The sequence below is a fragment of the Lysinibacillus telephonicus genome, from assembly GCF_003966145.1.
GTDB lineage: Bacteria > Bacillota > Bacilli > Bacillales_A > Planococcaceae > Ureibacillus > Ureibacillus telephonicus.
The window spans coordinates 1-22,742 of record NZ_RXNR01000031.1; the positions used below are offsets into that span (position 1 = coordinate 1).

General features: G+C 35.2%; 23 protein-coding genes and 1 riboswitch. Of the genes, 17 read left to right on the forward strand and 6 right to left on the reverse strand.

What is annotated here, in order from left to right; genetic code table 11:
- Positions 1 to 310: 310 nt before the first annotated feature.
- The 3 genes from EKG35_RS11775 to EKG35_RS11785 all read left to right on the forward strand — a co-directional run bounded on the left by EKG35_RS11775 (position 311) and on the right by EKG35_RS11785 (position 2,838).
- Positions 311 to 1,222 (forward strand): 1,4-dihydroxy-2-naphthoate polyprenyltransferase, encoded by a 912-nt coding sequence (locus EKG35_RS11775; protein WP_126294656.1) that lies wholly within the window; start codon positions 311 to 313, stop codon positions 1,220 to 1,222.
- A gap of 233 nt (positions 1,223 to 1,455) precedes the next feature.
- Positions 1,456 to 2,397 carry a ring-cleaving dioxygenase gene (locus tag EKG35_RS11780; RefSeq protein ID WP_126294657.1) on the forward strand — a complete coding sequence of 314 codons (942 nt, stop codon included), beginning with the start codon at positions 1,456 to 1,458 and terminating at the stop codon, positions 2,395 to 2,397.
- 252 nt (positions 2,398 to 2,649) lie between these two features.
- Positions 2,650 to 2,838: a hypothetical protein gene (locus EKG35_RS11785; protein WP_126294658.1), complete on the forward strand. Its 189-nt coding sequence runs from the start codon at positions 2,650 to 2,652 to the stop codon at positions 2,836 to 2,838.
- 60 nt (positions 2,839 to 2,898) lie between these two features.
- On the opposite strand, the gene EKG35_RS11790 is transcribed toward EKG35_RS11785, so the two are convergent.
- A complete protein-coding gene (locus EKG35_RS11790; RefSeq protein ID WP_126294659.1) occupies positions 2,899 to 3,834 on the reverse strand; it encodes an aldo/keto reductase in 936 nt (311 codons plus the stop codon).
- 985 nt (positions 3,835 to 4,819) lie between these two features.
- Between EKG35_RS11790 and EKG35_RS11795 the strand changes: the two genes are divergently transcribed.
- Positions 4,820 to 5,815, forward strand: a complete 996-nt coding sequence (locus EKG35_RS11795) for an LLM class flavin-dependent oxidoreductase (RefSeq protein ID WP_126294660.1) — start codon at positions 4,820 to 4,822, stop codon at positions 5,813 to 5,815.
- Between the two features lie 508 nt (positions 5,816 to 6,323).
- On the opposite strand, the gene EKG35_RS11800 is transcribed toward EKG35_RS11795, so the two are convergent.
- Positions 6,324 to 7,142, reverse strand: coding sequence for a S1C family serine protease (locus EKG35_RS11800; RefSeq protein ID WP_126294661.1), 819 nt, complete (start codon positions 7,140 to 7,142; stop codon positions 6,324 to 6,326).
- A gap of 271 nt (positions 7,143 to 7,413) precedes the next feature.
- Positions 7,414 to 7,559: riboswitch (guanidine-I (ykkC/yxkD leader) on the forward strand.
- A gap of 362 nt (positions 7,560 to 7,921) precedes the next feature.
- Between EKG35_RS11800 and EKG35_RS11805 the strand changes: the two genes are divergently transcribed.
- The 4 genes from EKG35_RS11805 (at position 7,922) to EKG35_RS20950 (ending at position 9,418) form a co-directional block, all read left to right on the forward strand.
- Positions 7,922 to 8,263, forward strand: coding sequence for a DMT family transporter (locus tag EKG35_RS11805; RefSeq protein WP_126294662.1), 342 nt, complete (start codon positions 7,922 to 7,924; stop codon positions 8,261 to 8,263).
- Positions 8,263 to 8,580: a DMT family transporter gene (locus EKG35_RS11810; protein WP_126294663.1), complete on the forward strand. Its 318-nt coding sequence runs from the start codon at positions 8,263 to 8,265 to the stop codon at positions 8,578 to 8,580. The genes EKG35_RS11805 and EKG35_RS11810 overlap by 1 nt, the downstream gene beginning before the upstream one ends.
- Positions 8,581 to 8,662: 82 nt before the next feature.
- Entirely contained in the window at positions 8,663 to 9,238 is a 576-nt protein-coding gene (gene thpR, locus EKG35_RS11815; protein WP_126294664.1) for an RNA 2',3'-cyclic phosphodiesterase, read from the forward strand.
- A gap of 42 nt (positions 9,239 to 9,280) precedes the next feature.
- Complete coding sequence (locus EKG35_RS20950; RefSeq protein WP_185807738.1) at positions 9,281 to 9,418, forward strand: hypothetical protein; 138 nt, start codon at positions 9,281 to 9,283, stop codon at positions 9,416 to 9,418.
- A 52-nt stretch (positions 9,419 to 9,470) separates the two neighbouring features.
- Here the strand turns inward: EKG35_RS20950 and helD are convergent, their stop codons facing one another.
- Together helD and EKG35_RS11825 are read right to left on the reverse strand one after the other, a co-directional pair.
- Entirely contained in the window at positions 9,471 to 11,744 is a 2,274-nt protein-coding gene (gene helD / locus EKG35_RS11820; protein ID WP_126294665.1) for an RNA polymerase recycling motor HelD, read from the reverse strand.
- Between the two features lie 283 nt (positions 11,745 to 12,027).
- On the reverse strand, positions 12,028 to 12,558 hold the full coding sequence (locus tag EKG35_RS11825; RefSeq protein ID WP_126294666.1) for a hypothetical protein: 531 nt from the start codon (positions 12,556 to 12,558) through the stop codon (positions 12,028 to 12,030).
- Between the two features lie 91 nt (positions 12,559 to 12,649).
- On the opposite strand from EKG35_RS11825, the gene EKG35_RS11830 reads away from it, so the two are divergent.
- Positions 12,650 to 13,240: a TetR/AcrR family transcriptional regulator gene (locus EKG35_RS11830; protein ID WP_126294667.1), complete on the forward strand. Its 591-nt coding sequence runs from the start codon at positions 12,650 to 12,652 to the stop codon at positions 13,238 to 13,240.
- Positions 13,241 to 13,389: 149 nt separating this feature from the next.
- Complete coding sequence (locus EKG35_RS11835) at positions 13,390 to 14,115, forward strand: glycerophosphodiester phosphodiesterase (protein WP_126294668.1); 726 nt, start codon at positions 13,390 to 13,392, stop codon at positions 14,113 to 14,115.
- Between the two features lie 85 nt (positions 14,116 to 14,200).
- Here EKG35_RS11835 and madM read toward each other — a convergent pair whose 3' ends face one another.
- Positions 14,201 to 14,962, reverse strand: a complete 762-nt coding sequence (madM, locus tag EKG35_RS11840; RefSeq protein WP_126294669.1) for a malonate transporter subunit MadM — start codon at positions 14,960 to 14,962, stop codon at positions 14,201 to 14,203.
- Positions 14,955 to 15,353 carry a malonate transporter subunit MadL gene (gene madL / locus EKG35_RS11845; RefSeq protein ID WP_126294670.1) on the reverse strand — a complete coding sequence of 133 codons (399 nt, stop codon included), beginning with the start codon at positions 15,351 to 15,353 and terminating at the stop codon, positions 14,955 to 14,957. The genes madM and madL overlap by 8 nt, the downstream gene beginning before the upstream one ends.
- Positions 15,354 to 15,570: 217 nt before the next feature.
- On the opposite strand from madL, the gene EKG35_RS11850 reads away from it, so the two are divergent.
- The 7 genes from EKG35_RS11850 (at position 15,571) to EKG35_RS11880 (ending at position 22,568) form a co-directional block, all read left to right on the forward strand.
- Positions 15,571 to 16,221 carry a GntR family transcriptional regulator gene (locus tag EKG35_RS11850; protein WP_126294671.1) on the forward strand — a complete coding sequence of 217 codons (651 nt, stop codon included), beginning with the start codon at positions 15,571 to 15,573 and terminating at the stop codon, positions 16,219 to 16,221.
- Positions 16,222 to 16,235: 14 nt separating this feature from the next.
- Positions 16,236 to 17,174 carry an ACP S-malonyltransferase gene (locus EKG35_RS11855; RefSeq protein WP_126294672.1) on the forward strand — a complete coding sequence of 313 codons (939 nt, stop codon included), beginning with the start codon at positions 16,236 to 16,238 and terminating at the stop codon, positions 17,172 to 17,174.
- Between the two features lie 251 nt (positions 17,175 to 17,425).
- A complete protein-coding gene (mdcA, locus tag EKG35_RS11860; protein ID WP_126294673.1) occupies positions 17,426 to 19,084 on the forward strand; it encodes a malonate decarboxylase subunit alpha in 1,659 nt (552 codons plus the stop codon).
- Between the two features lie 20 nt (positions 19,085 to 19,104).
- Entirely contained in the window at positions 19,105 to 19,950 is an 846-nt protein-coding gene (locus EKG35_RS11865) for a triphosphoribosyl-dephospho-CoA synthase (RefSeq protein WP_126294674.1), read from the forward strand.
- A 20-nt stretch (positions 19,951 to 19,970) separates the two neighbouring features.
- Complete coding sequence (locus EKG35_RS11870; protein WP_126294675.1) at positions 19,971 to 20,279, forward strand: malonate decarboxylase subunit delta; 309 nt, start codon at positions 19,971 to 19,973, stop codon at positions 20,277 to 20,279.
- Positions 20,260 to 21,945 (forward strand): biotin-independent malonate decarboxylase subunit beta, encoded by a 1,686-nt coding sequence (locus EKG35_RS11875; protein ID WP_126294676.1) that lies wholly within the window; start codon positions 20,260 to 20,262, stop codon positions 21,943 to 21,945. The genes EKG35_RS11870 and EKG35_RS11875 overlap by 20 nt, the downstream gene beginning before the upstream one ends.
- Entirely contained in the window at positions 21,936 to 22,568 is a 633-nt protein-coding gene (locus tag EKG35_RS11880; RefSeq protein WP_126294677.1) for a malonate decarboxylase holo-ACP synthase, read from the forward strand. Before EKG35_RS11875 ends, EKG35_RS11880 begins: the two co-directional genes overlap by 10 nt.
- Positions 22,569 to 22,742 lie beyond the last annotated feature (174 nt).

The following is a 22,742-nucleotide window of genomic DNA, read 5'->3' on the forward strand; positions in this document are numbered from 1 at the left end:
TATAATACTCGAAGAGTGTTTTTACCCCAAATAAGTCGGTTAAATACCCAATAATCTATTAAAATTACAAAAGACCTTCAGAATAAGCCCATTCTGAAGGTCTTTTGTCAACAACCTGAACCCACAAATCTTAAAGGATTTGTGGGTTTTTTAGATTAAGAAGAAAGGTGCATTCCTTAAGTATGCTGTATAAGGCATCAGAACTAAGCAAGGCCCTTCCGCTTTTCTTAATAAATTTGATATAATAATTGAATGTGAGTAAAAACGAAACCATTTAAAACTTATAATAGTAGGGAAGTTGAACAGATTCATGGAAAATCAAAAACAAATGAGTTCCGCAAAATTAATGTGGAAAATGACTCGGCCACATACATTAACAGCGACGTTTGCGCCTGTTATTTTAGGAACTGTAATAGCACTTTATGAAACTCAGATTAACTGGCTATTATTTATTGCGATGATGTTAGCTTGTTTATGTTTACAAATCGCGACGAATTTATTTAATGAATATTATGATTTTAAGCGCGGACTGGATACTGCTGAGTCTGTTGGTATAGGAGGCGGGATTGTCCGCCACGGATTAAAACCTAAAAACGTGTTGACTGTTGCAGGTCTTTTATACGTAATTGCTGCGTTTATCGGTGTATATATCTGTATGAATAGCAGCTGGTGGTTGGTGGTAATAGGATTATTCGGTATGGCTGTTGGTTATTTATATACAGGTGGTCCAATTCCAATTGCGTATACACCTTTTGGCGAGTTATTCTCAGGGGCATTAATGGGGACAGGCTTTGTATTAATTTCTACCTTTATTCAAACAAATACAGTTACATTATTATCAATACTGCTTTCAATACCAGTTGGGATATTAGTTGGTGCTATTAATATGTCAAATAATATTCGTGATATTGAGGAAGATACGAAAGGTGGAAGAAAAACACTTCCAATTCTTCTAGGACGAGAGAAAGCAGTAATTGCATTAGCTATTGCCTTTATAGTTTCTTATTTATGGATAGTAGTGCTTGTTTTTGTAACGCCGATTAGTTTTTGGGTGTTGCTTGTATTGCTAAGTGTAAAAAAACCAATATCCGCAATTCAAGGTTTCAAAAGAGGTGAAGTGGAGCCTCAATATATGAGAATTGCAATGAAGTCTACAGCAATTACAAATACATTATTTTCGCTATTGCTATCTGTTGGATTATTAATTAGTTATATATTTTAAAATTGTGCATGGCCATTTTAATTATGGTCATGCTTTTTTACTATTGAAAAGAGCTACAACTAATTAATCAAAGAAAAAACTTAAAAGAATTGGATATTTGTGTTAAAAATCATACTAGTTAAATGGAGGGCTTCAAATAGATTATCCATCCTTTTGTTTTTATATTTGAAATTATCTCGAATTCGAGATATAATGATTGCAACAATAGTAGGTGATAGAGAGGTGGAATTAAGATGAGAAAAATATTAGGCCATCACCATATATCGATGATTACAAAAAATGCAAAGAAAAATGATGAATTCTATAAGAATATACTAGGATTACGCAGAGTAAAGAAGTCGGTAAATCAAGATGATCCATCTATGTATCACTTATTTTTCGGTGATTTAGCAGGAAGTCCAGGGACAGGTTTAACATTTTTTGAAATTCCGATGGTTGGGAGAACATATCGTGGAACGAATGCGATTACTCAAATCGGGCTTTTAGTTTCTTCTAAAGAAAGCATGCTTTATTGGAAAAGTCGTTTTGAAGAACTAAATGTAAAACATGATGAAATTATAAGATATGCAGGAAGAGAGGCGCTTCCGTTTGAAGATCCAGAAGGTCTGCGATTAATTTTACTGAACAACAATGGGGAAGTGATTCCAGAATTTTGGACTTCTTGGCCTAATTCCAACGTACCGAGTGAACATCAAATCTTAGGGATGGGCACTATTGAAATAACGGTAAAGAATTCTAGTAAATTAGAGAAAACATTAACTGAAGTTCTCGAGTTTGTTGTAAAGGAACGTTCAGCAGAACATATAGTTTTTCAATCAATTAAAGGACAAGGCTTTGGCGAAATACTTGTAAAAGAAATGGATGGACCAAGTGAAAGACCAGGTCGCGGAAGTATACATCATCTAGCGTTACGCGCCAAAGATGATGAAGAATTAAACTACTGGAATGAAAAGATAAAGGAAAGGGGATTTCATTCTTCAGGGATTGTGGATCGCTTTTATTTTAAAAGTCTCTATTTCCGAGAGTCTAATGGAATCTTATTTGAAATTGCAACTGATGCACCTGGCTTTACAGTAGATGCGGATATAGAAACATTAGGTGAAACGCTGGATCTGCCTCCTTTTTTAGAAGAACGAAGAGTAGAAATTGAACGTCGATTAGAACCACTTGATTAAATCTAAAAGGTTGTACTAATAAGGCTAAGGCCTTTATAGTACAGCCTTTTTATTCATTTTTAATCTATTGAAAATAAACGAGCTTCCTAATGCTTGAAACCAATAATTAATAGAATAAAAAGTATCAACTTCTGTGTGGCAGTTATTGATTAGTGAGCATTGATAATAAATTTTTCTATTTTTTCTGGTCTCTTTCCTTACACTCCTTTTTTCTATTTACATAATGTGAGAATGGGAGGAGGTGAGTAAACAATGTTGTTACTTGGATTATTAACACTCTCCATTGCTTTAATGACCTTTGGTTTAGCAGAGTTTTTAGTAAGCAACGTTACAAACAAAAGATGGGTTAAAGTAACTGGAGTAGTTACAACGATTATTGGTGTTCTTCTCTTCTTAGGAGTTGCGGTATACTTCTTATTTGTAGTTTTACCTACACTCTAACTTAGAATAAGAAACAGTGCCCCACTAAGAAATTTCTTAGTGGGGCACTGTTTATAATGATTAAGCTTTGAATATCTGATCAATCGTTTTAATTTCATCGTTATTTAAACGAACATCCAGTGTTTTTAAGTTATTAAGCACTTGGTCTGAATTTTTTGCTCCAGGTATTACTGCCGTAATTGCTTCCTGAGTTAAGTACCATGCTAGAACAATATGTGATACTTCTACTCCTTTATTATTGGCAATACTACGTAGTTTTTCTACTTTTTCAAGATTTTGAGTATATACATCTTCTTGGAAGTAAGAGAGTTTATTACGTAAATCGTTAAAAGTAGATTCCTTTGTATATTTGCCAGTAAGAAGACCAGAAGCTAATGGGAAATATGGAATAAACGCAATTTGTTTTTCAGTTGTATAAGGGAAATAGTTGATTTCAGCTGAACGGCTAAATAAATTATATTCGCCTTGTACTACATCAACATAGCCATCTTTGTTAGCTTCCTTTAGTTGTTCTGGTGAGAAATTAGATACGCCAATTGCACGGATCTTACCTTCGTCTTTTAATTGTTTTAACGCACCCACTGCTTCATCCTTTGGTGTTTCTTCATCTGGGTAGTGGATATATAGTAAATCAATATAATCAGTTTGAAGGCGTTTTAGGCTTTTTTCAACTTCATTACGTAGGAAGGATGGTGAATTATCAAAAATCGTTTTACCATCAATAAATTTTTGAGCTACTTTAGTTGCGATAACAAGCTCATTGCGCTTTCCACTTTCTTTTACCACTTCGGCAATTAATTCTTCTGAGCGTTCAGGCCCATAACTAAAAGCAGTATCAATAAAGTTAATTCCATTATTAATGGCAGTACGAACTAAATCTTTACCTACTTCTTCATCCAAATTGGGGTATAGGTTATGTCCACCTACAGCATTTGCTCCTAAGCCAATAGGATTTACATATAATTCTGATTTTCCAAGCTGAACTTTGTTTGACATAAATAACTACCTTCTTTCCAAAGTTTTTATTTCATCAAGTTAATCTTGTAAGTTTATTATTCAGCCGTGTCTTGTTAAAGTCTACTGTAATGAAAATAGGAATACTAATTTAATTTTATACATCTTATTCCAAAAAATAAAATAATTGAGATTGTAATATAAATAATTTCATCATTAAAAGTGTCGGGATATGGAAGTATGAAAAAAGTATTCTAATTTATAAGAATAATGCAGTAGAAAAGATTTTGAAAGGTCGTTAAAGGTTGAAACAACAAATTGGAGTGTTAGAATTTTTGTCAATTACGTTGACATTTGGATGGTTTGCAACAAATAATGTTGTCGTTTGTTGTGATTAATAAAACGTTTTTCTTATAAACAATTATTTATAGTAGTGAGATTAAAAGTGGGTTATTAACAAGGATATTAAGCTATATAAGGTCGGAAGTTTTGTCAACCTTATTTACGGTAAAAATATCGTAAGAAAATGATGATGTCGATTAAGGGAATTAATTTTACTAGTATATGACTATAATTTAAATTGGAGATTTTGCTAGAATAAATAATATATTTACACTTTTTTATATTAGGGAAAATGGAAGTTTTTTGTCAATCACATTTACAATTTAACTATTGTGAAATATAAAGGTGTCGAATAAAAGAGAGAATTAACTTTTTTATTAAGATAATAAAACTAAAGCTTCTTATTTTAAAATGGTCAATCAAGAGCAAATGTAATAAACATCAATGACGAATTTTTTATCAATCCAGTTTACGATAAAATTATAGAAATAATGTGAGAGTGTCGTTTTTAGTCATTAAAATTATAGCACCTGCTTTAAGACAAGGAAGTAGTCGACAATTTCATAGAGCAAGTAAATAGATTTTAAACCATTAATTTCGTTACAATGAAATTCAGTCAATGCATTTAGATGCTGTTGGGTAAAACTAAACTGGTAATACTAATTTTGAAGGGAGCCATGCATAAATGAAGCTAAGCGTATTGGATCAAGCACCGATTACAAAGGGAAATACTGCGCCAGATGCCCTAATAAAAGCTGTAGAATTGGCAATTTTAGCAGAAGAACTAGGGTATGAACGTATTTGGATGGCGGAGCATCATAATACAAAAGGGTTTGCAAGCTCAGCTCCTGAAATTACAGCAGCATATATTGCTGCGAAAACTAGCCGTATTCGTGTTGGAACAGGTGGCACTATGATAATGCACTATTCACCGTATAAAATTGCAGAAGTGTTTAAAACATTAAGTGCATTAGCTCCTGGACGGATTGACTTTGGGGCAGGGAGAGCTCCCGGTGGCGATAATCTATCTATTTTTGCTTTGTCTGAAGGTCGACAGCCAGATGTAAATAATTTATACGGGAAATTAGAAGCGGCATTACAGTTAATAAATGATGAGGCACCTCAAATTCCATACTATAACAGAGTAATTGCATCACCTTCCAATATTGTATTGCCTCAGAGTTGGCTGCTAGGGTCAAGTGGAAACAGTGCCATCCAGGCTGGGCGTATGGGGTTAGGATATTCTTACGCTCAATTCTTTAATGGCAATATGAATAAAAGAGTATTTGATGCATACCGAGAGAATTTTGTTCCATCTGCTTTTATGGAAAAATCTGAAATTATTGTTTCATATTTTGTAACGGTAGCAGATACAAGAGAAGAAGCAGAGTACGAAGGGAAACCTGCTGATATAGCACGTCTTTTATTTATGAGAGGGCAAATTGATCAACCTAGATTAACTCCAGAAGAAGCAAAGGACTATCCTTTAACTGAAATGGATCGTATGTGGATTGAAGAAAGTAGAAATCAACATTTCGTTGGCTCAGCTAAGGAAGTAGCTGAAAGGCTTTTAGCTGAACAAGAAACATATGGCTTTGATGAAGCGATGATTTGCACGATACCACATTCACAAGAAGTTCGATTAAATGTATATCGATTGCTTGCAAAGGAATTAATGTAATTAGATTAAAAACACTAGAAGGATACTTTTCCTTTCTAGTGTTTTTATTTGCGATAAATTTGTACAAAGAATAAATTTCATAATCTAGTAAGTTGGATAATAAGATGTAATGATTAAAGTTTGCTTTTTGGAAATAGATATTAATTGGAGTTGAGAAATTGAAATTCATCCAAGCAATTTTTTTATACATTTGCATCTTTCTAGCGTCATTTTTTATTCTATATGATGGTTCGGTAATAGAATCCATTCAGTATTCAGCAATTATGTGGACAATCGTTATTATGATTAAAAGATAGAAGGATTACATACATTTGGGTTTCGTAATGGCGAAGCCTTTTTATTTATAATAAATAAATTTACTTGTATTTTCGTATGAAATAAAAAATCACCTTCATCTTATAGGTGTAGGTGATTTAGTATAAATATCGCGAAAACTTAGAGGCCAAAAAAATAATGTCTCCATATTTTAGTTATATATGGTGTTTCAATTAACTTGATAAGTAGCCCTTTATTTTAGGAAGTCGAGCTGTTGCTGTAATAAATTAATAGGTACAAATAAACCGACATGCCCATATTGATTGTCTTTTATTGTGGCAAAAATAATACCAATAACTTTTCCTTCATCGTTAATAACAGGGCTTCCACTATTTCCTCGATAAACTGGGGCGTCTAACATAATAACTTGTTCTTCCCAGTCAGACAGCAATGTATAATCTATAATCTCACCCTCATTTGCAATTCCAGAAAAATAAAGTGGATTGCCAATAAAATAAATGGCTTCATTTTTTGTGGGTTCGTATGAATCAGCTAATTCTAAATAAGGGAGATCTTCTCCCTCAACCTTTAGGATAGCTAAATCAATGTCAGGAAAACTTTTTACTACTTCTCCTTTAAATATTCCATCATCAGGAAAGGTAATAGTTACAGTAAGGGCATCCTCAATTACATGTTCATTCGTTATTATGTATCCATCACTTGATATAGTAAAACCTGTTCCTTTGCCACTATTAGTTTTTACTTCAACAACTGCCTTTTTGTATGCTTTAATATCATCTTGTCCAGAAAGAGAAGCAGATGTTTTTAAAAACTCTATAGCTGGAATCGAGTATATTTCAAAAATTACTGCAAATGTACTAAACATTAGCATGCCAGCCATTATCCAAGCAACCAGGCGAGTGGATTGACGCATTTTCTTCTTAGTCGGTTTGACACCCATTAACCGTTCTTGACGTTCCTTTTCTAATGCCTTTTTTTGCTCTTCGAGTACTAGCTCGATTAATTCTTCTTCGCTAATCGGTTCAAAATCACTTTGATTATCCTTTGCCATTTCACGCCTCCTTGTATAGCGTTTTAATATTCAAGAAAAAAGTATGATTATGTACTCGTTAAAAGCAACTGTTGTTTCTAAAAATATATCATTTATCTTTGCGCATTCAAAATATACCCCTCTATTTCAGGGCTATAATAATATTACCTTCTCTGTTTTACAAAGTAGATGGAGTTAACTGAATCGTTGATATTACTAGCGTTACTCAAAAAATAGCAAACTCAGCTTGAACATTTTATTTAGTTGTGACATAATACAAGACAATTGATTAGTAAATGTTTTCTAGGGTTCCGCTATTTAATAGGTCTGGTCCGAGAGAAAACTCACGGCAATAATTTCTGCATTTTTTATTTAACTTAAGGGATACTATAAATAAGCAGTATGACCGTGCCACGGAAGGATAAAAGCCTGGGAGATTCATGTAATCTCTTAGGTTTTTTTTATTCGTAAGGAAATTATTAAATTTGATTTATGAATAAAATGTCTAGCGCAAGCCACCAGCCCCTTGAGGTCGCGGTCTGCCCCTCGGTCGAAAGCTGGAAAAGCTTCGAGCTTCGGGCCCTCCTCAGGGATGTGCAAGTGCAGACAAGACATGCGATGTGGCATTTTTGTCGGCCAACGCTTGGAGCTCACACGATGTGAGTCATGTCGGTGATGCCACACGATGTGGCGTTTTCACCGACTTGGGGCTAAGCAAATTTATTCTGCATCGAAAGCAATAGTGATAGATGCAGAGCGCGTGCGCTTTTATTGTTGTAATAGAGGAGGATCAAGTTTAAATGAATAAACACTGGTTGAAGGTATTTTTAGCAGCATTATTTGAAGTGTTTTGGGTTATTGGATTAGCTAATGCATTTGACTTCTGGTCATGGGCAGGCACAATCATTGCAATTGTTATCTGCAACTATTTTTTAATTACAGCAACACAACAATTGCCAACTGGTACAGTTTATGCCGTCTTTGTTGGGCTAGGTACAGCAGGTGCGGTTATTTCAGAAATTTTATTTTTTGGCGAACAATTTAATCTTATTAAAATTTTATTAATTGTATTGTTGTTAGTTGGAGTTATTGGACTAAAGTTAGTTACAGATAATGTAGATGATAAAGGGGCTGAACATTAGTGGAGTGGGTTGCTTTAATTACAGCAGGAATATTTGAAACATTTGGGGTTGCGATGATGAACCAGTTAAGTATTAGCCGAAACTGGAAACCGTTTGTACTTTTAATTCTTAGTTTTTGTGCAAGCCTATTTCTTCTTCAATATTCTATGAATTTTATATCAATGGGAACAGCCTACGCTATTTGGACAGGAATTGGCGTAGTAGGCGGTACATTTATTGGCATGATTTTTTATGGCGAGTCAAAGGACTGGAAAAGAATATTGTTTATTTCAATCATTTTAATTTCAGTTATTGGGTTAAAATTGATTGATGGATAATATCACTTCAAATGCGAATCATAATAAAAGTAACAGCAGAATAAAGAATTTAACTTTAAATAAAGTTTAGGGGGATGGGGAAATGGCGCTAAAAAATCATTATTTCTTTGCAGTAAAATTACCGGGTGAAGTGAAATCTTTTCTTAATGAGTGGGTTGAAATCAATAAAGAAGCTTTCCCATTTAAAAAATGGGTTCATCCTGAAGATTATCATATTACACTTGCATTTTTAGGGTTTGTAGAAGAGTCCATGCTCAAAAATTCAATTGAGAAAATCAAAGAAGTTTTAGCTGGGGAAAATTCCTTTACACTGACTTTAAACGAAATTGGTACATTTGGTGCGGCGAAGAGTCCACGAATATTTTGGACTGATGTTCAGAAATCCGAAGTATTAATGGAATTACAAAAGAAAGTCTATGAAAGCTGTGTAAAAATGGGCTTTGAATTAGATAAAAAGCCATTTCGGCCACATATTACACTTGCAAGAAAATGGAAAAGTGAACAACCTTTTCACCAAGATAATCTAACTTTAATAAGAACAAATGAGGGAAAACTATTTTCATTTACTGTTAGTGAAATCGCTCTTTATGAATCGCACGTTGAAAGTTCACCTAAGTATAAGGAGATTGCAATATTTCCTTTAATGCCTAAAGAATAAATTTCCTTTATTTTAATATACTAAAATAAAAGGAGTGATTGTATGAGAATACCCGCGTTGCCACAATCAAAAGAATTTAAAGTTAAAGCGAAGGAATCACTGTGGCGAGCCATTAGAAAAATCGCTGCAAGTAAAATTGAAAAGAAACGTGGTTTTATACGCATTCCACCTAGAAAATAAAGCTGTTCTGTGCTGTTTTAAATAGCCAGAGCAGCTTTATTGTTTTCTAAAGTTAGCTGTTTTCCGACATCTTTAATACACTATCGAGTAAAAATACATCCTCATTAGGTCCAACTAGATACAACTCGTGCATAGCTCGAGTTAAGGCTACATATAGCAATTTTCGATCGATCCTTGTATCAAAGTAGGGGATGTCAAAAGCAGCTAAAATAACAGCATCAAACTCCAATCCTTTTGCCAAATGACTTGGTACTACGAGAAGACTGGAACCTTTTAGCTCGGATTCTTCAGATAGCATTTGAGCATCTATCCCAGAGTTAGTTAATAATTTTGTATAGTCTGTAGCTTCTTTTGTTGTTTTACAAATAAGGGCAATGGATTTGTGACCGTTTTGCTTTATCCGATTGTAAATGGTTTGAATTCTTTCAACATTAAATTCATTGCATTTAATAAAAGTAGGATTATTCCCATGACGAACAACTGGTTCCACCAATGGTAGATCCTCATCCATCTTTGCTAAAATTTTGTTGGCGATTTCCATAATTTCGATTGTTGTTCGATAGCTTTTTTGCAAAGTGAAATAATTAGCGCGCGGAAATAACTCAAGAACTGGAGACCATTCTGTTAAAGAGCGGTAGCTATGAATTCCTTGGGCCAAATCGCCAACCATTGTAAACATATCTGTTTCTAGTCCTGCTTTTAATGCAGCAAGCTGGAATAAGCTATAATCTTGCACTTCATCGATAAAAACAACACGCATTTTAAATTGATCAGCAATACCTTTAATTTTCGCATGTAAATAATAAAGTGCAGCTAAATCTTCTAATACCCATTGTTCCTTTGCATGGGCTCGAATAAATTTTTCTTGCTCTTCAAATGTCCATTCCGGAGCAAGTTCTCTTAAAAGCAGGCGATCTGTTACTAATTTTCGATACATAGGCTTAATTTTTACTTTTTCAAAACGGCGCATATAAGCTGTTGCAGCAGATTTAGATTGTTCTTTTATTTTTGGAATACGTTCGTCGCGTTCATCTATAAATTTTGTTACTGTTTGACGTCGTTTTTCTGGATCTCGAAGCCCACTTAACGCTTTCCCTATCATTTCTTCATATCGTGCGTTTAATGTAGAGAGAACTGCTTTTGACTTTCTTTTTACCTCTGTTTGAACAACCTTCTTTATCCGTTCAAGCCGTTTTTCAATTGGCATATAGGCAAATTCAGTTAAGAAAAGCTTTTTTAAATGGCTTCCTCGCATTATTCGGTATTTTTCAATATACACATCTTCGTCAAATAAACTAGCTAAATTTTGCTCGTGCAATTTAATATAACGATCTAAAATATCACGGTAAAGCAGCGAGCCTTTAATTTTAGAAATATTAAAGGAGGGCAGGGCATCGATTGCTCCTTCCACAAGCTCTTCTAATTGCTCATTTGGATTTTGAAGCTTTAATTTAATACCCGTCGCTTTTTGGACATACTCCGAATAAGTAGTTTGACATATATGCTCGACACCAAGTTCTGGCAACACATCTCCAATATAATCAATAAATAGTTTGTTCGGAGCTAAAATCATGAGCTGCTCAGGGTTAAAGTGTTCACCCATTGTATAAAGAAAGTAAGAAATTCTGTGAAGAGCAATGGTCGTTTTTCCGCTGCCAGCAGCACCTTGGACTAAGATTGGCTGACGCAGGTGTGCTCGAATAATTTCATTTTGTTCTTTTTGAATAGTAGCCACAATTTCCGTTAATCGAACATCAGCCTTGCCAGAAAGTGCATCTTGAAGTAATTCATCATTTGTTGTTAAGTCTACATCTTGAAAGCTTAGTAGCTGACCATCTTCAATTTTATATTGCCGTTTGGAAAATAAATGGCCAGAATATTCTTCATCTCGTACCTGATACGTTATTTCTCCAAGCCGTCCATCATAGTAAACATTTGCGACAGGGGAACGCCAGTCGACAATAATGGGCTCAAATGTTTCGTTGTGAAATAAAGAGGTCTTGCCAATATACAAAAGTTCCTCTGCTTCACCTTTACGTTGAAAATGAATCCTGGCAAAATAAGGTTTTTTCTTTACTGCTTCAAGACTTTCCTTTTGATTTAATGCCAATTCAAAAAATCTGGAGTTAGTTAATATATTGATATAACTATCACTTGAATCAATATATTCAAGGTTTGCCATAGATTCTTTGATTTTTTCTTGCACTGCTCTTAAATCACGTTGAGAAGCTTCAAGTATTTCATCCATATATTGTTTTGTAAATTGTAATCTTTCCACTTCTTTCTGGAAGTCGGGATGCAAGTAGCTTTGATTTGCCTCGTCCATTTGAAATCTATCCTCCCATCGCTTGAGTTAGACAGCATCGTACAAATCAATACGAATTGACGTATAAAAGATAGTTTTAATCTTACTAAATTTCCCTTATGAAGTGAAGTTTTGTCCATTGGTGAGTTGAAATTGTTATGGCAAAGTCAATGTAAATAGTTGAATGATATGCAGGGATGTTTGAACGAAATGTAAAGGGGCTGCCGGGTGAGGGTGCTAAAGTAAAATTAAAAGGCGGTGTTATTCATAAATAAGTGAATAGCATCCGCCTTATTATATAGCATTATTTTGACTCAGTTCTTTTAGGAAAAACAAGATAAGATAGACTTATTATACCGTCAATGATTAAAACAACCGACCATGTTTTCCAAACACCAATGATGGCATCAGTTCCATTGCTGCCAACATAGTTAATAATAAGCCAGAAGATGGCACTCCCGATTAAATAAGAAAAAACATGTCTTGCCAACATCTTCAATTCATAAATGCCCTTCTCCAAACCTACAAGTATTTTTTTAGAAGAAGGTTTCTTAAGGAACCATGATTGGAATTTATGGTCTGCCCAGTCAATCATTGATTTTCCATAAGCTATTGAAACACCTATATAAATAACTGATATTCCATGTGCGATAGTAGCTGTTGCACCGTTTCGTAAATCAACTACTGTCAGCATAATTAGCGCTAAGTCAATAAGCGGTGTTAATAAGAATAATAGAATACTAATTTTCTTCGATTTCAACACATAGCGTGCAAATAGACCTGCAATAATCACTACCCAAAAAGCAATTTCGGCTGCAATTATCCATTTTACCATTGTCATTATGCCTCTCTTTATTTTTATTTAGTACACTTGTATTAAATACTAGCATGAGGTTTTAAATAATACAAGTGTATTATTTAAATAATTGAGTTATAATAAAACCATGCCAAAAATAGTTGATCATGAAGAAAGAAAAGCGTTAATTGCAAAAGCTACATGGAATGTCATCGCTCGGGACGGGCTAGAGGGAGCATCTGTACGTTCCATTGCAAAGGAGGCGAATTTATCTCTTGGTGCAGTTCGCCATTATTTCAATACACAAGAAGAACTGCTTGAGTTTGCAATGCAACTTGTAGAAGAACAAGTTATAGAACGAATTATGGAACATACAAAAAATCCACTGCCACCAAAACAAATTGCAATAAACATGCTAATGGAACTTGTCCCATCAGATGAACGTGTAATTGAGATGCAAGTATGGTTGGAGTACACTTCTTACAAATTACGAAAGAAAGAGTTAAAAGATGATCCCGTTTATCAGGGAATTTCCTTGATGATAAATAAATTAAACGAAGGAGGATTTTTAAAGGAAGATCTTCACATAGAAGAAGAGATTATTCATTTGCATGCCTTAATTGACGGTCTTGCATTACATATTTTAATGGGCTTGGTTAAAATCGGAAAGGATAGGATTCAGGCTTTAATTGAAAGAGAACTCGATAGGCTTTTTAAGTAGGACCTATCTCTTTTATTTACAGTTTGTTAAGTTAAATTAATGATTTTGTAAATAACTAAAAAATGGGCAATACTTGTTTTATTCTAAGTGTATGTTATTTAAAGTATATAATTTTAACTTACTAGTAAAATGAAGAGGGAGAGAACAATTTGAAAATAATTGCTCATCGAGGTTACTCTGCAAAGTATCCAGAGAATACGCTAACTGCATTTCGAGCAGCTGCTAAATTACCCATTTATGGAGTAGAATTTGATGTTCATTTAACCAAGGATCACCAAGTTGTTGTAATACATGATGAGTCAATAGACCGTACGTCAAATGGAATAGGATTTGTGAAGGATATGACCCTTGAAGAACTTCGAAGGTATGATTATGGTTCTTGGTTTAGTAAAGAGTATACTGGAGAAGTAATTCCAACTTTGTCTGAAGTTTTAGCTGTTTTTTGTCATACTAATCAACGTATCAATATTGAGTTAAAATCTGATATTTTTTCTTATGAAGGTTTAGAAAAACTTGTTTTACAAGAAGTAGAGTCTTTTGGAATGATGGACCAAGTAATCATATCATCCTTTAATCATGAAATGGTGCAACGTGTTGCGAAGCTTGCTCCAGATGTTGAAAATGCTGCATTGTTTGCAAATGTAGTACTAAATCTAAATGAATATCAGAAGATTATACCTGCTAAAGCATTACACGTTTCTTTACCTTCTGCTGTTCGCCAGCCAGTACAAGAAGCTATTTTAAAGGATTCTCTAGTTCGTGTATATACTGTAAATGAAATAAAGTATGCAGATGTTTTGTTGAAAATTGGGGTAGATGCGATATTTACCGATGAACCAGAGATGATGATGGAGTATATTTTGAATAAGGTGTAATTAGTTACAATGGAAAGCACTTTAAACACTATTAAAATAATGATAAAAGACCGTCAGCGAGTTTGACGGTCTAGTTTTTTAGAGTTTAAAAAATCATATCTGTAATTAAGAACAAAATGGTAGGGGCTAATAAACAGCCTAAGCCTGTATAGAAAGTAGCTGTAACCGCACCGTAGGGAACTAATTTAGGATCGGTTGCAGCTAATCCACCTGTAACACCAGAAGTTGTCCCCATTAAACCGCCAAATACCATAGCGGACATAGGATTATTTAAACCTATATACTTTGCTACAAATGGCGTGCTAATCATTACTAATACAGACTTAACTAAGCCAGCAGCAATACTAATTGCAATTATTTCAGAACTAGCTCCCAAGGCGGCACCTGTAACTGGTCCCACAATATAAGTAACTGTTCCTGCGCCTATTGTTGTCATATCTACAGGGTCAGTATATCCGAACATGAAGGCAAAAATTACGCCGACAATAAATGAGAGTAGAACCCCAACAAATAACGAAATGATTCCGCGGAAACCGGCTTTTTTAATTTCATCAAAATTTGCTCCGAAAGAAGTAGCAACAATTGCAAAATCTCGTAGCATACTGCCGCCCAAAAATCCTACACCTGCTAGAAAACTAACATCGGAAAGACCTTTCGAACCATCAGTTGCAACTCCACCGATATATGCTAAAACTAGTCCGAGAACAATGGCTATTGCAGATCCATGTATTCTTCCCTTTGTTAACTTGTTAGAGATTAAATAGGCTAGCCACATTGTGATACCTATAACTAGAAAAGCCATTACTAATCCATTATCAGTAAATACACCTAAAATAATATCAAGCATCTGCTTCACCTCCAATAGTAGGACTCGTGATAGCAGCTTCCTTTTGCTTTCCACTAATCAGAGGTACACATGCTAAACTAATGATAACTACTGCAATTCCGGCAATAATAGCTAACGGTCCCCCGGTTAATGCGCCTAATACATTCTGACTTGCAGCCATTGCTATTACTACTGGAATATACATTTGGTTCCAAAAACTTAAACCGTCTAGTGCGGGTTTGCTTATTTTTCCAGCCTTTATAAGCTTATCGACCACAATAATTAAAAGCAACATAGCAATTCCCACGCCGCCAACATTTGAATCTACTCCCATTATAGCTCCAATGAATTCCCCGACTACTGTACCAACAAGAAAACATCCTGCTAAAATAGCAACACCATAAATCACCATATTCTAACACCCCTTTGTCAAATCTCTAATTCAGAGAATATTCAGTCGACTGTATTCTGAGAACATCATAAATTAATAAAAAATATAAATCAACTAAAATTTTCGTATAAAACAGAAAAAAGCTGAAAATACGATTGAAATTTAAATTCCATTGTTTTATGATTTATGTACACAGTCGACTGTAATAGAGTCGAAAATAACTTGAGGATGTGTTTTGATGGAATATTTCAACTATCCATTAGATAATGCTTTGTCGAGAAAAATTGCTGAAAAAATAATGGAGCAAATATTAAAAGCTGAGTTAAAGCCAGGAGACAAGATTGTGGAAAGTGTTTACGCTGAGATGTTTAATACTAGCCGATCTCCAGTTCGAGAAGCGATTTATCTTCTTGCAACGGAAGGCTTAATTGAAAGAATTCCTAGAAAGGGAGCTTTTATAAAAGGCTACACATTATCTGAAATTCAAGATTTATTAGATGTCAGAAATAACTTGGAGTTACTTGCGGCAAAGAGAATTTTTGAACCGCATAAAAAGAAAAAACTATTAGATGAAATGAAGAGTATCTTAAAGAAAATGGAGAAATCTACAAACCAATTTGAGTATACTCACTTGAACTATGCATTTCACTTAACGCTTATTAAATTTAGTGAAAGCAAGGTTTTAGAAGGAGTTTATAGTAAAATCTGTTTTCCTTTGTTGCGCATACAAGGTATTCACTTCTCCATAAATGAAACGATTGATAAGTCAAAGGGAGAGCATCGAAAAATCTATGAATTATTAAAAGAAAACGAAATGGATGAATTAATTTCTTTGCTCCGTAAACATACAGAGGATGTAATTTTCAATGTGCGTAGGAATTTGCTCTAAGGAGGAGGGATTGAATGAAAAGTGCTTTTCTCTTTCCAGGCCAGGGTTCGCAATATGAGGGGATGCTGAATGATTTACCAAATGATTCAGTTGTTAAAGAAGTTTTAGAAGAAAGCAGTGAAATATTAAAAAGACCAATTGATACATTACATAGTAAAAAGTCATTATCTACAACAAAAGCAGTTCAGCAATGTTTATTAATTGCATCTGTAAGTACCTATAAAATTTTTGAAAAAAATGGAGTAATGCCTAGCTATGTTGCAGGTCACTCTGTCGGGGCATTCGGAGCAGCAGTTGCTTCTGGTGTAATTACATTTGAGGAAGCGCTAAAACTGGTTACGCTGCGGGGAGAGCTAATGGAAAAAACGTGCGATAGTGGTTACGGGATGGCCGTTGTATTAGGTTTAGACGAGTATCAACTAAGCGAAATAGTGAGTAGTTTTTTTAATAAGGAATATCCAGTATATGTTTCAAATCGAAATTCACCGACTCAAATTACGTTATCCGGTTCATTAAAGGGATTGGAAAAGGCAATTGATTATGTAAAAAGCCATGGTGCAACATCAGCACATTTATTAAATGTCTCGACGCCTTCCCACTGTCCGTTATTTAAAAATGTAAGTGAGGAATTGCTGAGCGAGTTGGATAAGCTCAATCTAAAGAGACCGAAAATTCCGATATCAAGCAACGTAAATTCTCGGTTATTAAGGCAAGCAGATTCTGTGAAAGAAGATTTGGCAAAAAGTATTTGTTATCCAGTTAGGTGGCATGATGCTGTGAATTTACTTTATGAAGCTGGTGCTAGATTATTTATTGAAATGCCGCCGGGAGATGTTTTGAGCAAGCTAGCAAATCAAGCATTTCCAGATGTTCGAACAATCGCTATTTCAAAAAGTAGTATCGAAGACTGTTTCTATCTTCATTCAGGGGAAGACTCCCATCTCTATAGGTAGGAGATGAATACAGTTTTTGCTTCTATTCAGTGGGGGGCTAAACCAAAACTGAATGAAGTTAAAGCATCCAGCAAGTGATGCGATTTCGTAAAGGAGTTGGGAAAGGAAGTTAACCTAAGTGCGTCGCATCCATGCGGCAACGGTTAACTGACCAGCATCGTGCTGGCCTAAACACGAGTCCGAAATCCGGGCGCGGGTTAGCCAAGGCGTAATTGATGTAATGTCAAATTAAATAAATAGGGGTGTATAAAATGGTTATTACGAATAAGGAAAAAGCAGCTAGATCTTGGACAACAAGGTTGGAGGCGAAAAAAGAAAGAATTGAAAGCGTTAAAAGTTTGGTTGATGGTGTGATTATTCCTACTGATCGAATTGTTGATGCATTGGAACTATTAATAAAACCAGGGGATCGTGTTGTTCTTGAAGGAAACAACCAAAAACAAGCGTCGTTTTTATCACAAGCGTTAGTACAAGTGAATCCAAAAAAAGTTCATGACTTGCATATGATCATGTCCAGTATTTCAAGACCTGAACATTTAGATATTTTTGAAGAAGGAATTGCTAGAAAAATAGATTTCTCATACGCGGGACCCCAAAGTTTAAGAATTGCCCACATGATAGAAGATGGAAGAATCGAATTAGGCGATCTGCATACTTATATTGAATTATATGGTCGGTTATTTATTGATTTAATTCCTTCTGTTGCTCTTGTTGCAGCGGATAAAGCAGATCGCAACGGCAATCTATACACTGGACCGAATACTGAAGAAACCCCAACATTAGTTGAAGCTGCAGCTTTTAGAGATGGTATTGTAATTGCTCAAGTTAATGAAATTGTAGATGAATTGCCTCGAGTAGACATACCGAGCTCATGGGTTGATTTTATTGTCGTTGCTGATAAACCATATGAGCTTGAACCGTTATTTACAAGAGATCCGAGACATATAACAGATATTCAAATTTTACAAGCAATGATGGTGATTCGTGGTATTTATGAAAAACATGGAGTGAAATCATTAAACCATGGTATTGGCTTTAATACGGCTGCGATTGAACTGCTTCTTCCAACTTATGCAGAATCATTAGGTTTAAAAGGGAAGATATGTACGAACTGGGTGCTAAATCCTCACCCTACATTAATCCCTGCAATAGAGTCTGGATGGGTTGAAAGTGTGCATTGCTTTGGTGGCGAGCTTGGAATGGAACAGTATGTAGCGGCAAGAAGGGATATCTTCTTTACAGGAAAGGATGGCAGTCTTCGTTCAAATCGTACGTTAGCACAATTAGCTGGCCAATATGCTGTTGATTTATTCATCGGTTCTACTTTGCAAATGGATGCATTAGGTAATTCATCTACTGTTACAAAAGGTCGTGTTGCTGGATATGGTGGAGCGCCAAATATGGGCCATGATCCAGGAGGCCGCCGCCACTCAACAGAGGCTTGGTATAACTTGATGACTTCTGATGATCCGTTAGCTCGCGGTAAAAAATTAGTAGTCCAAGTAGCAGAGACATTCCAAGAAGCAAATAAGCCAGTTTTCGTTGAATCCCTAGATGCAATTAGCGTAAAAGATCAAGCAAAGTTAGCAATTGCACCAGTTATGATTTATGGCGAAGATGTAACACATGTTGTCACAGAGGAAGGGATTGCCTATCTATATAAATCTGACAGCATATCCGAAAGAAGAGAAATGATTGCTTCTATCGCGGGAGTTACACCGATAGGAATGGAGCATAATCCTAAAACGGCAGAACGATTGCGTCAACAAGGGTTAGTTGCTCTACCTGAAGATTTGGGTATTCGTCGATCAGACGCAAAACGTTCATTACTGGCTGCTAAAAATATTGATGAACTTGTTCAATGGTCAGGTGGTTTATATACTCCTCCAGCAAAGTTTAGAAGCTGGTAAAAAAAGAGAGGGTGAGGGGTGTGCAAGATCCGCATATTTTGGCAACAACTTTAGCTGATTTAGCAGTTGCGTCATTGATTGAAGAAGTTTCGCTTACTCCAAAGCCTGGTCTAGTTGATAGGATTGATCAAGGGTCACATGATGATTTAACTTTTTCAATGATGTTGGAGTCAGCAAATTGCTTGCATAATACATTCTACAACATGGCAATGGCTGCTTATGATAAAAAGCCCTCGCAGTATTTACGAGAAAAAATCGGTGAAATTGGCCGCGAGGGAGAAGCACAAATGTTTCAAGTTACAAATGGTGTCAATACACATAAAGGAGCAATCTGGTCGCTTGGATTATTAACTGCAGCGGCAGCGATTCAAAAGGAGCAATCCAATGACGATGCACTATGCTTTACTGCCGCTGAGATTGCTCAATATGAAGATAGATTTATACCACATCAAATGACGAATGGTATAAAAGCTGTTCGAAAGTACGGAGTTCATGGAGCGAAGGCAGAGGCTCAACTGGCATTCCCTCACATTCGAAAATATAGTTTGCCGGTTTTTAAGGCATCATTGAATCAATTTAACTATGAAATTGCAAAATTTCATTCCTTTTTAGCCTTAATGGCAAATTTAGATGATACATGCTTATTGCATAGGGGCGGTTTAGAGGGTTTAAATTTTGCGAAAAAGTATGCGTTTAAGGTGTTAAAAACAGGGGATTTAAATGAACTTAAAACTATGAATGAAAAATTTAAAGAGCGTAATTTGTCACCAGGAGGCAGCGCCGATTTACTAGCTGCAACAATTTACTTATATAAAATTAGTCAGTTGGTTTCTTCGCCTGAAAATGCTTACGCAACTGTTAATTAAACAATAGGGGAGTGGTTTGGATGGAAAAATTAATTTATACATTTCCAGCATCGAAAACAGTAAAAAGACCATCACATGTTGGTGTTGTAGGTTCTGGAGATTTGGAAGTATTAGTTGAACCAAATAATAGTAATGAAACAATTGTTGAAATTCGTACGGGAATTACAGGCTTCCAAGATACATGGAAAAAAGTGATTGAACGTTTTGTTAGTCAGCATGATATTTCTGCTTTCATTACGGTAAATGATTTTGGAGCAACGCCAGGCGTTGTGTCAATTAGACTAGCACAAGCAGTGGAGGTGAGTGTAAATGACTCAAATGATAACTGAGAGTTTAGTTGAAAGCTTAGCGCGTGAAAGAGCATTTCAATTATTGGATAAAGGCAGTGCCTATGAAATTCTAAGCCCATTCGATCGACTTGAATCCCCGCATCTTGCAGCACAAAATATCGTTCCACAATATGATGATGGGATGATTATTTTGAAAGGTACATTAAATGGTAAACCAACAGTTGTTGTTTCAATTGAAGGGAATTTCCAGGGCGGGGGTATTGGTGAAGTTTCTGGAGCAAAATTAGCAGGGACACTGGAAAAGGTACTAAAGGAGTGTAAGGAAGGAAATATCATTTATCCAGTAATTATTTATGATACAGGTGGGGTGCGTCTTCAAGAAGCAAACTATGGATTGCTATCAATAGCAGAAATTAGTGCCGCAATTGTTGAGCTTCGTGAATATGTACCTGTTGTAGGCATTATTCCGGGAAAAATCGGATCTTTTGGAGGAATGTCTCTAACTGCTGGATTATGTAGTGCTTTAATAATGACACGTGAAGGACGTTTAGGAATGAATGGCCCGGAAGTAGTTGAGCAAGAAGCAGGAATACGTGAACTTGATTCAAGGAACAAACAGCTGATTTGGAAAATGATTGGTGGAGCAATTCGAAAAGAAATGGGTCTTGCGGATATTGTAATCGAGGATGATGTTCCAAATTTTAAAAATGCAATATTAAGTATTTGGAATGGTGAAGTAGAGCTAAAACATCGCACTAAAAATATTAATCAATATTTAACATTAATAAAATCGCTAAATATTGAAGAAAAAATCTCTCCCGAACAAGCGACAGATATTTTAAAAGGTATTAATAATGTTGAAAATACCGATGTCCCAACCCCTTCTGAACTAGTTAATAGCAGAGGAAGAATATGGTTTAATTTATTAACGGAAAATAAGCAATCAATAAGCGAAATACCTTCCGTTTTGGTCGCAGATACTGAAATAAATGGTATTAAAGCACGTATTATTGCAGTTGTCCCTAATCCTGAAAGTAAATTCTATCGTGCTCGTAAAGGTGAGGTTGGATTATTAGAAGGATGGACAATTGCAAAATATGTACGACAAGCAATAGAAGAGGACGCTCATTTAAATGAAAAGCGTCTAATTTTACCAGTAGTAGATGTACCGAGTCAGGCATTTGGCTATCATGAGGAGCTGTTTGGAATTTATTTATCTTGTTCCGCAGCTGTGGATGCATATGCAACTGCTAGATTAGCAGGACATCCTATAGTTGCAGCTGTAGTAGGAAATGCAATATCAGGTGCTTTTTTATCCCATGGAATGCAGGCGAACCGTTTAATTTCGCTGAATGATGATGGGGTAAATGTTCACGTAATGTCAAAAAAATCAGCTGCGATAATTACTCAACGAACAATTGAAGAATTAGATATTGCGGCAAAAGATGTACCTTCAATGGCATATGATATTCAGTCGTTTAAAAAGCTTGGTGCACTTTATTCTTTAATAGATGGAGTAAATGCAGAGGAACCTTCCGTTGATGATAGTGCACTTGTAATTGAAGCTATTTATTCAGCATATGAAGATATTAAAAAAGAAAACGCTAGAGACTTATCTTACCGTTTGAAAACGGAAATTGCCGTTTCATCTGGCCGAGTTGCATCTATTAAAGTTCGGGAAATGATTGAGCAACAATGGAAATAAAGGTGCATGATATTATAAAATTCTCAAATGTTGATAAGTTAGAGCATTTTACAGCTGTTCCGGAATGGGTATTGAATACAGCTGCGGCGTCAAATTATGGTGTAGTGAGAAGAATGCCTATATCGAATAAACTAATCCCTATCGGTTTACGGGGGGAAAGTAGAGAGCAAAGATTTGGAACGTATATTCATGAGGAGAATATAGTAGAAGTAATTACTCCGAATTCATTAGTAATGTGTATAGATGAGTTTAAAAAAAGAATCTATTATCCTACATTAAAAGGTTTACGAGACGAATTTTCGAAGCTTAACTTATCATGGGGTCCTACAGGAAGCATTGGCTTTGAAATGGCAACAAATATTAACGTTACTTCAATGAAAAGCGATATTGATATTTCACTGTATATTGAGTCAATCGATGAGGAATTGCTAAAAGAGGTCGGGAGATTTATCAAAACTTTGGATAAACAGATAGATGTACAAGTTGAAATTCCGATAATAGGGGCGTTCCTATTAAACGATTATATAAGAAATTATGAGACAGGTTTTATCATTCGAACACCTTTTGGTCCACAATTATGCAGTATACAAGATAGGAAAATAAAAGTGCTTGCAGTTAATTAATTAGTATGGACGATTAAGTAAAGTGGAAAGAAGGTTTGGACAAACCTTATAAAAATTAATAAACCGCATGAAATCAAATTTAAAAACATTGATCTCATGCGGTTTTATATTGACGATTTGTGCAGTAAAAAATTAAGTCTTATGGATAAAGTTAATTTTAGAAGAAGCGGCCTT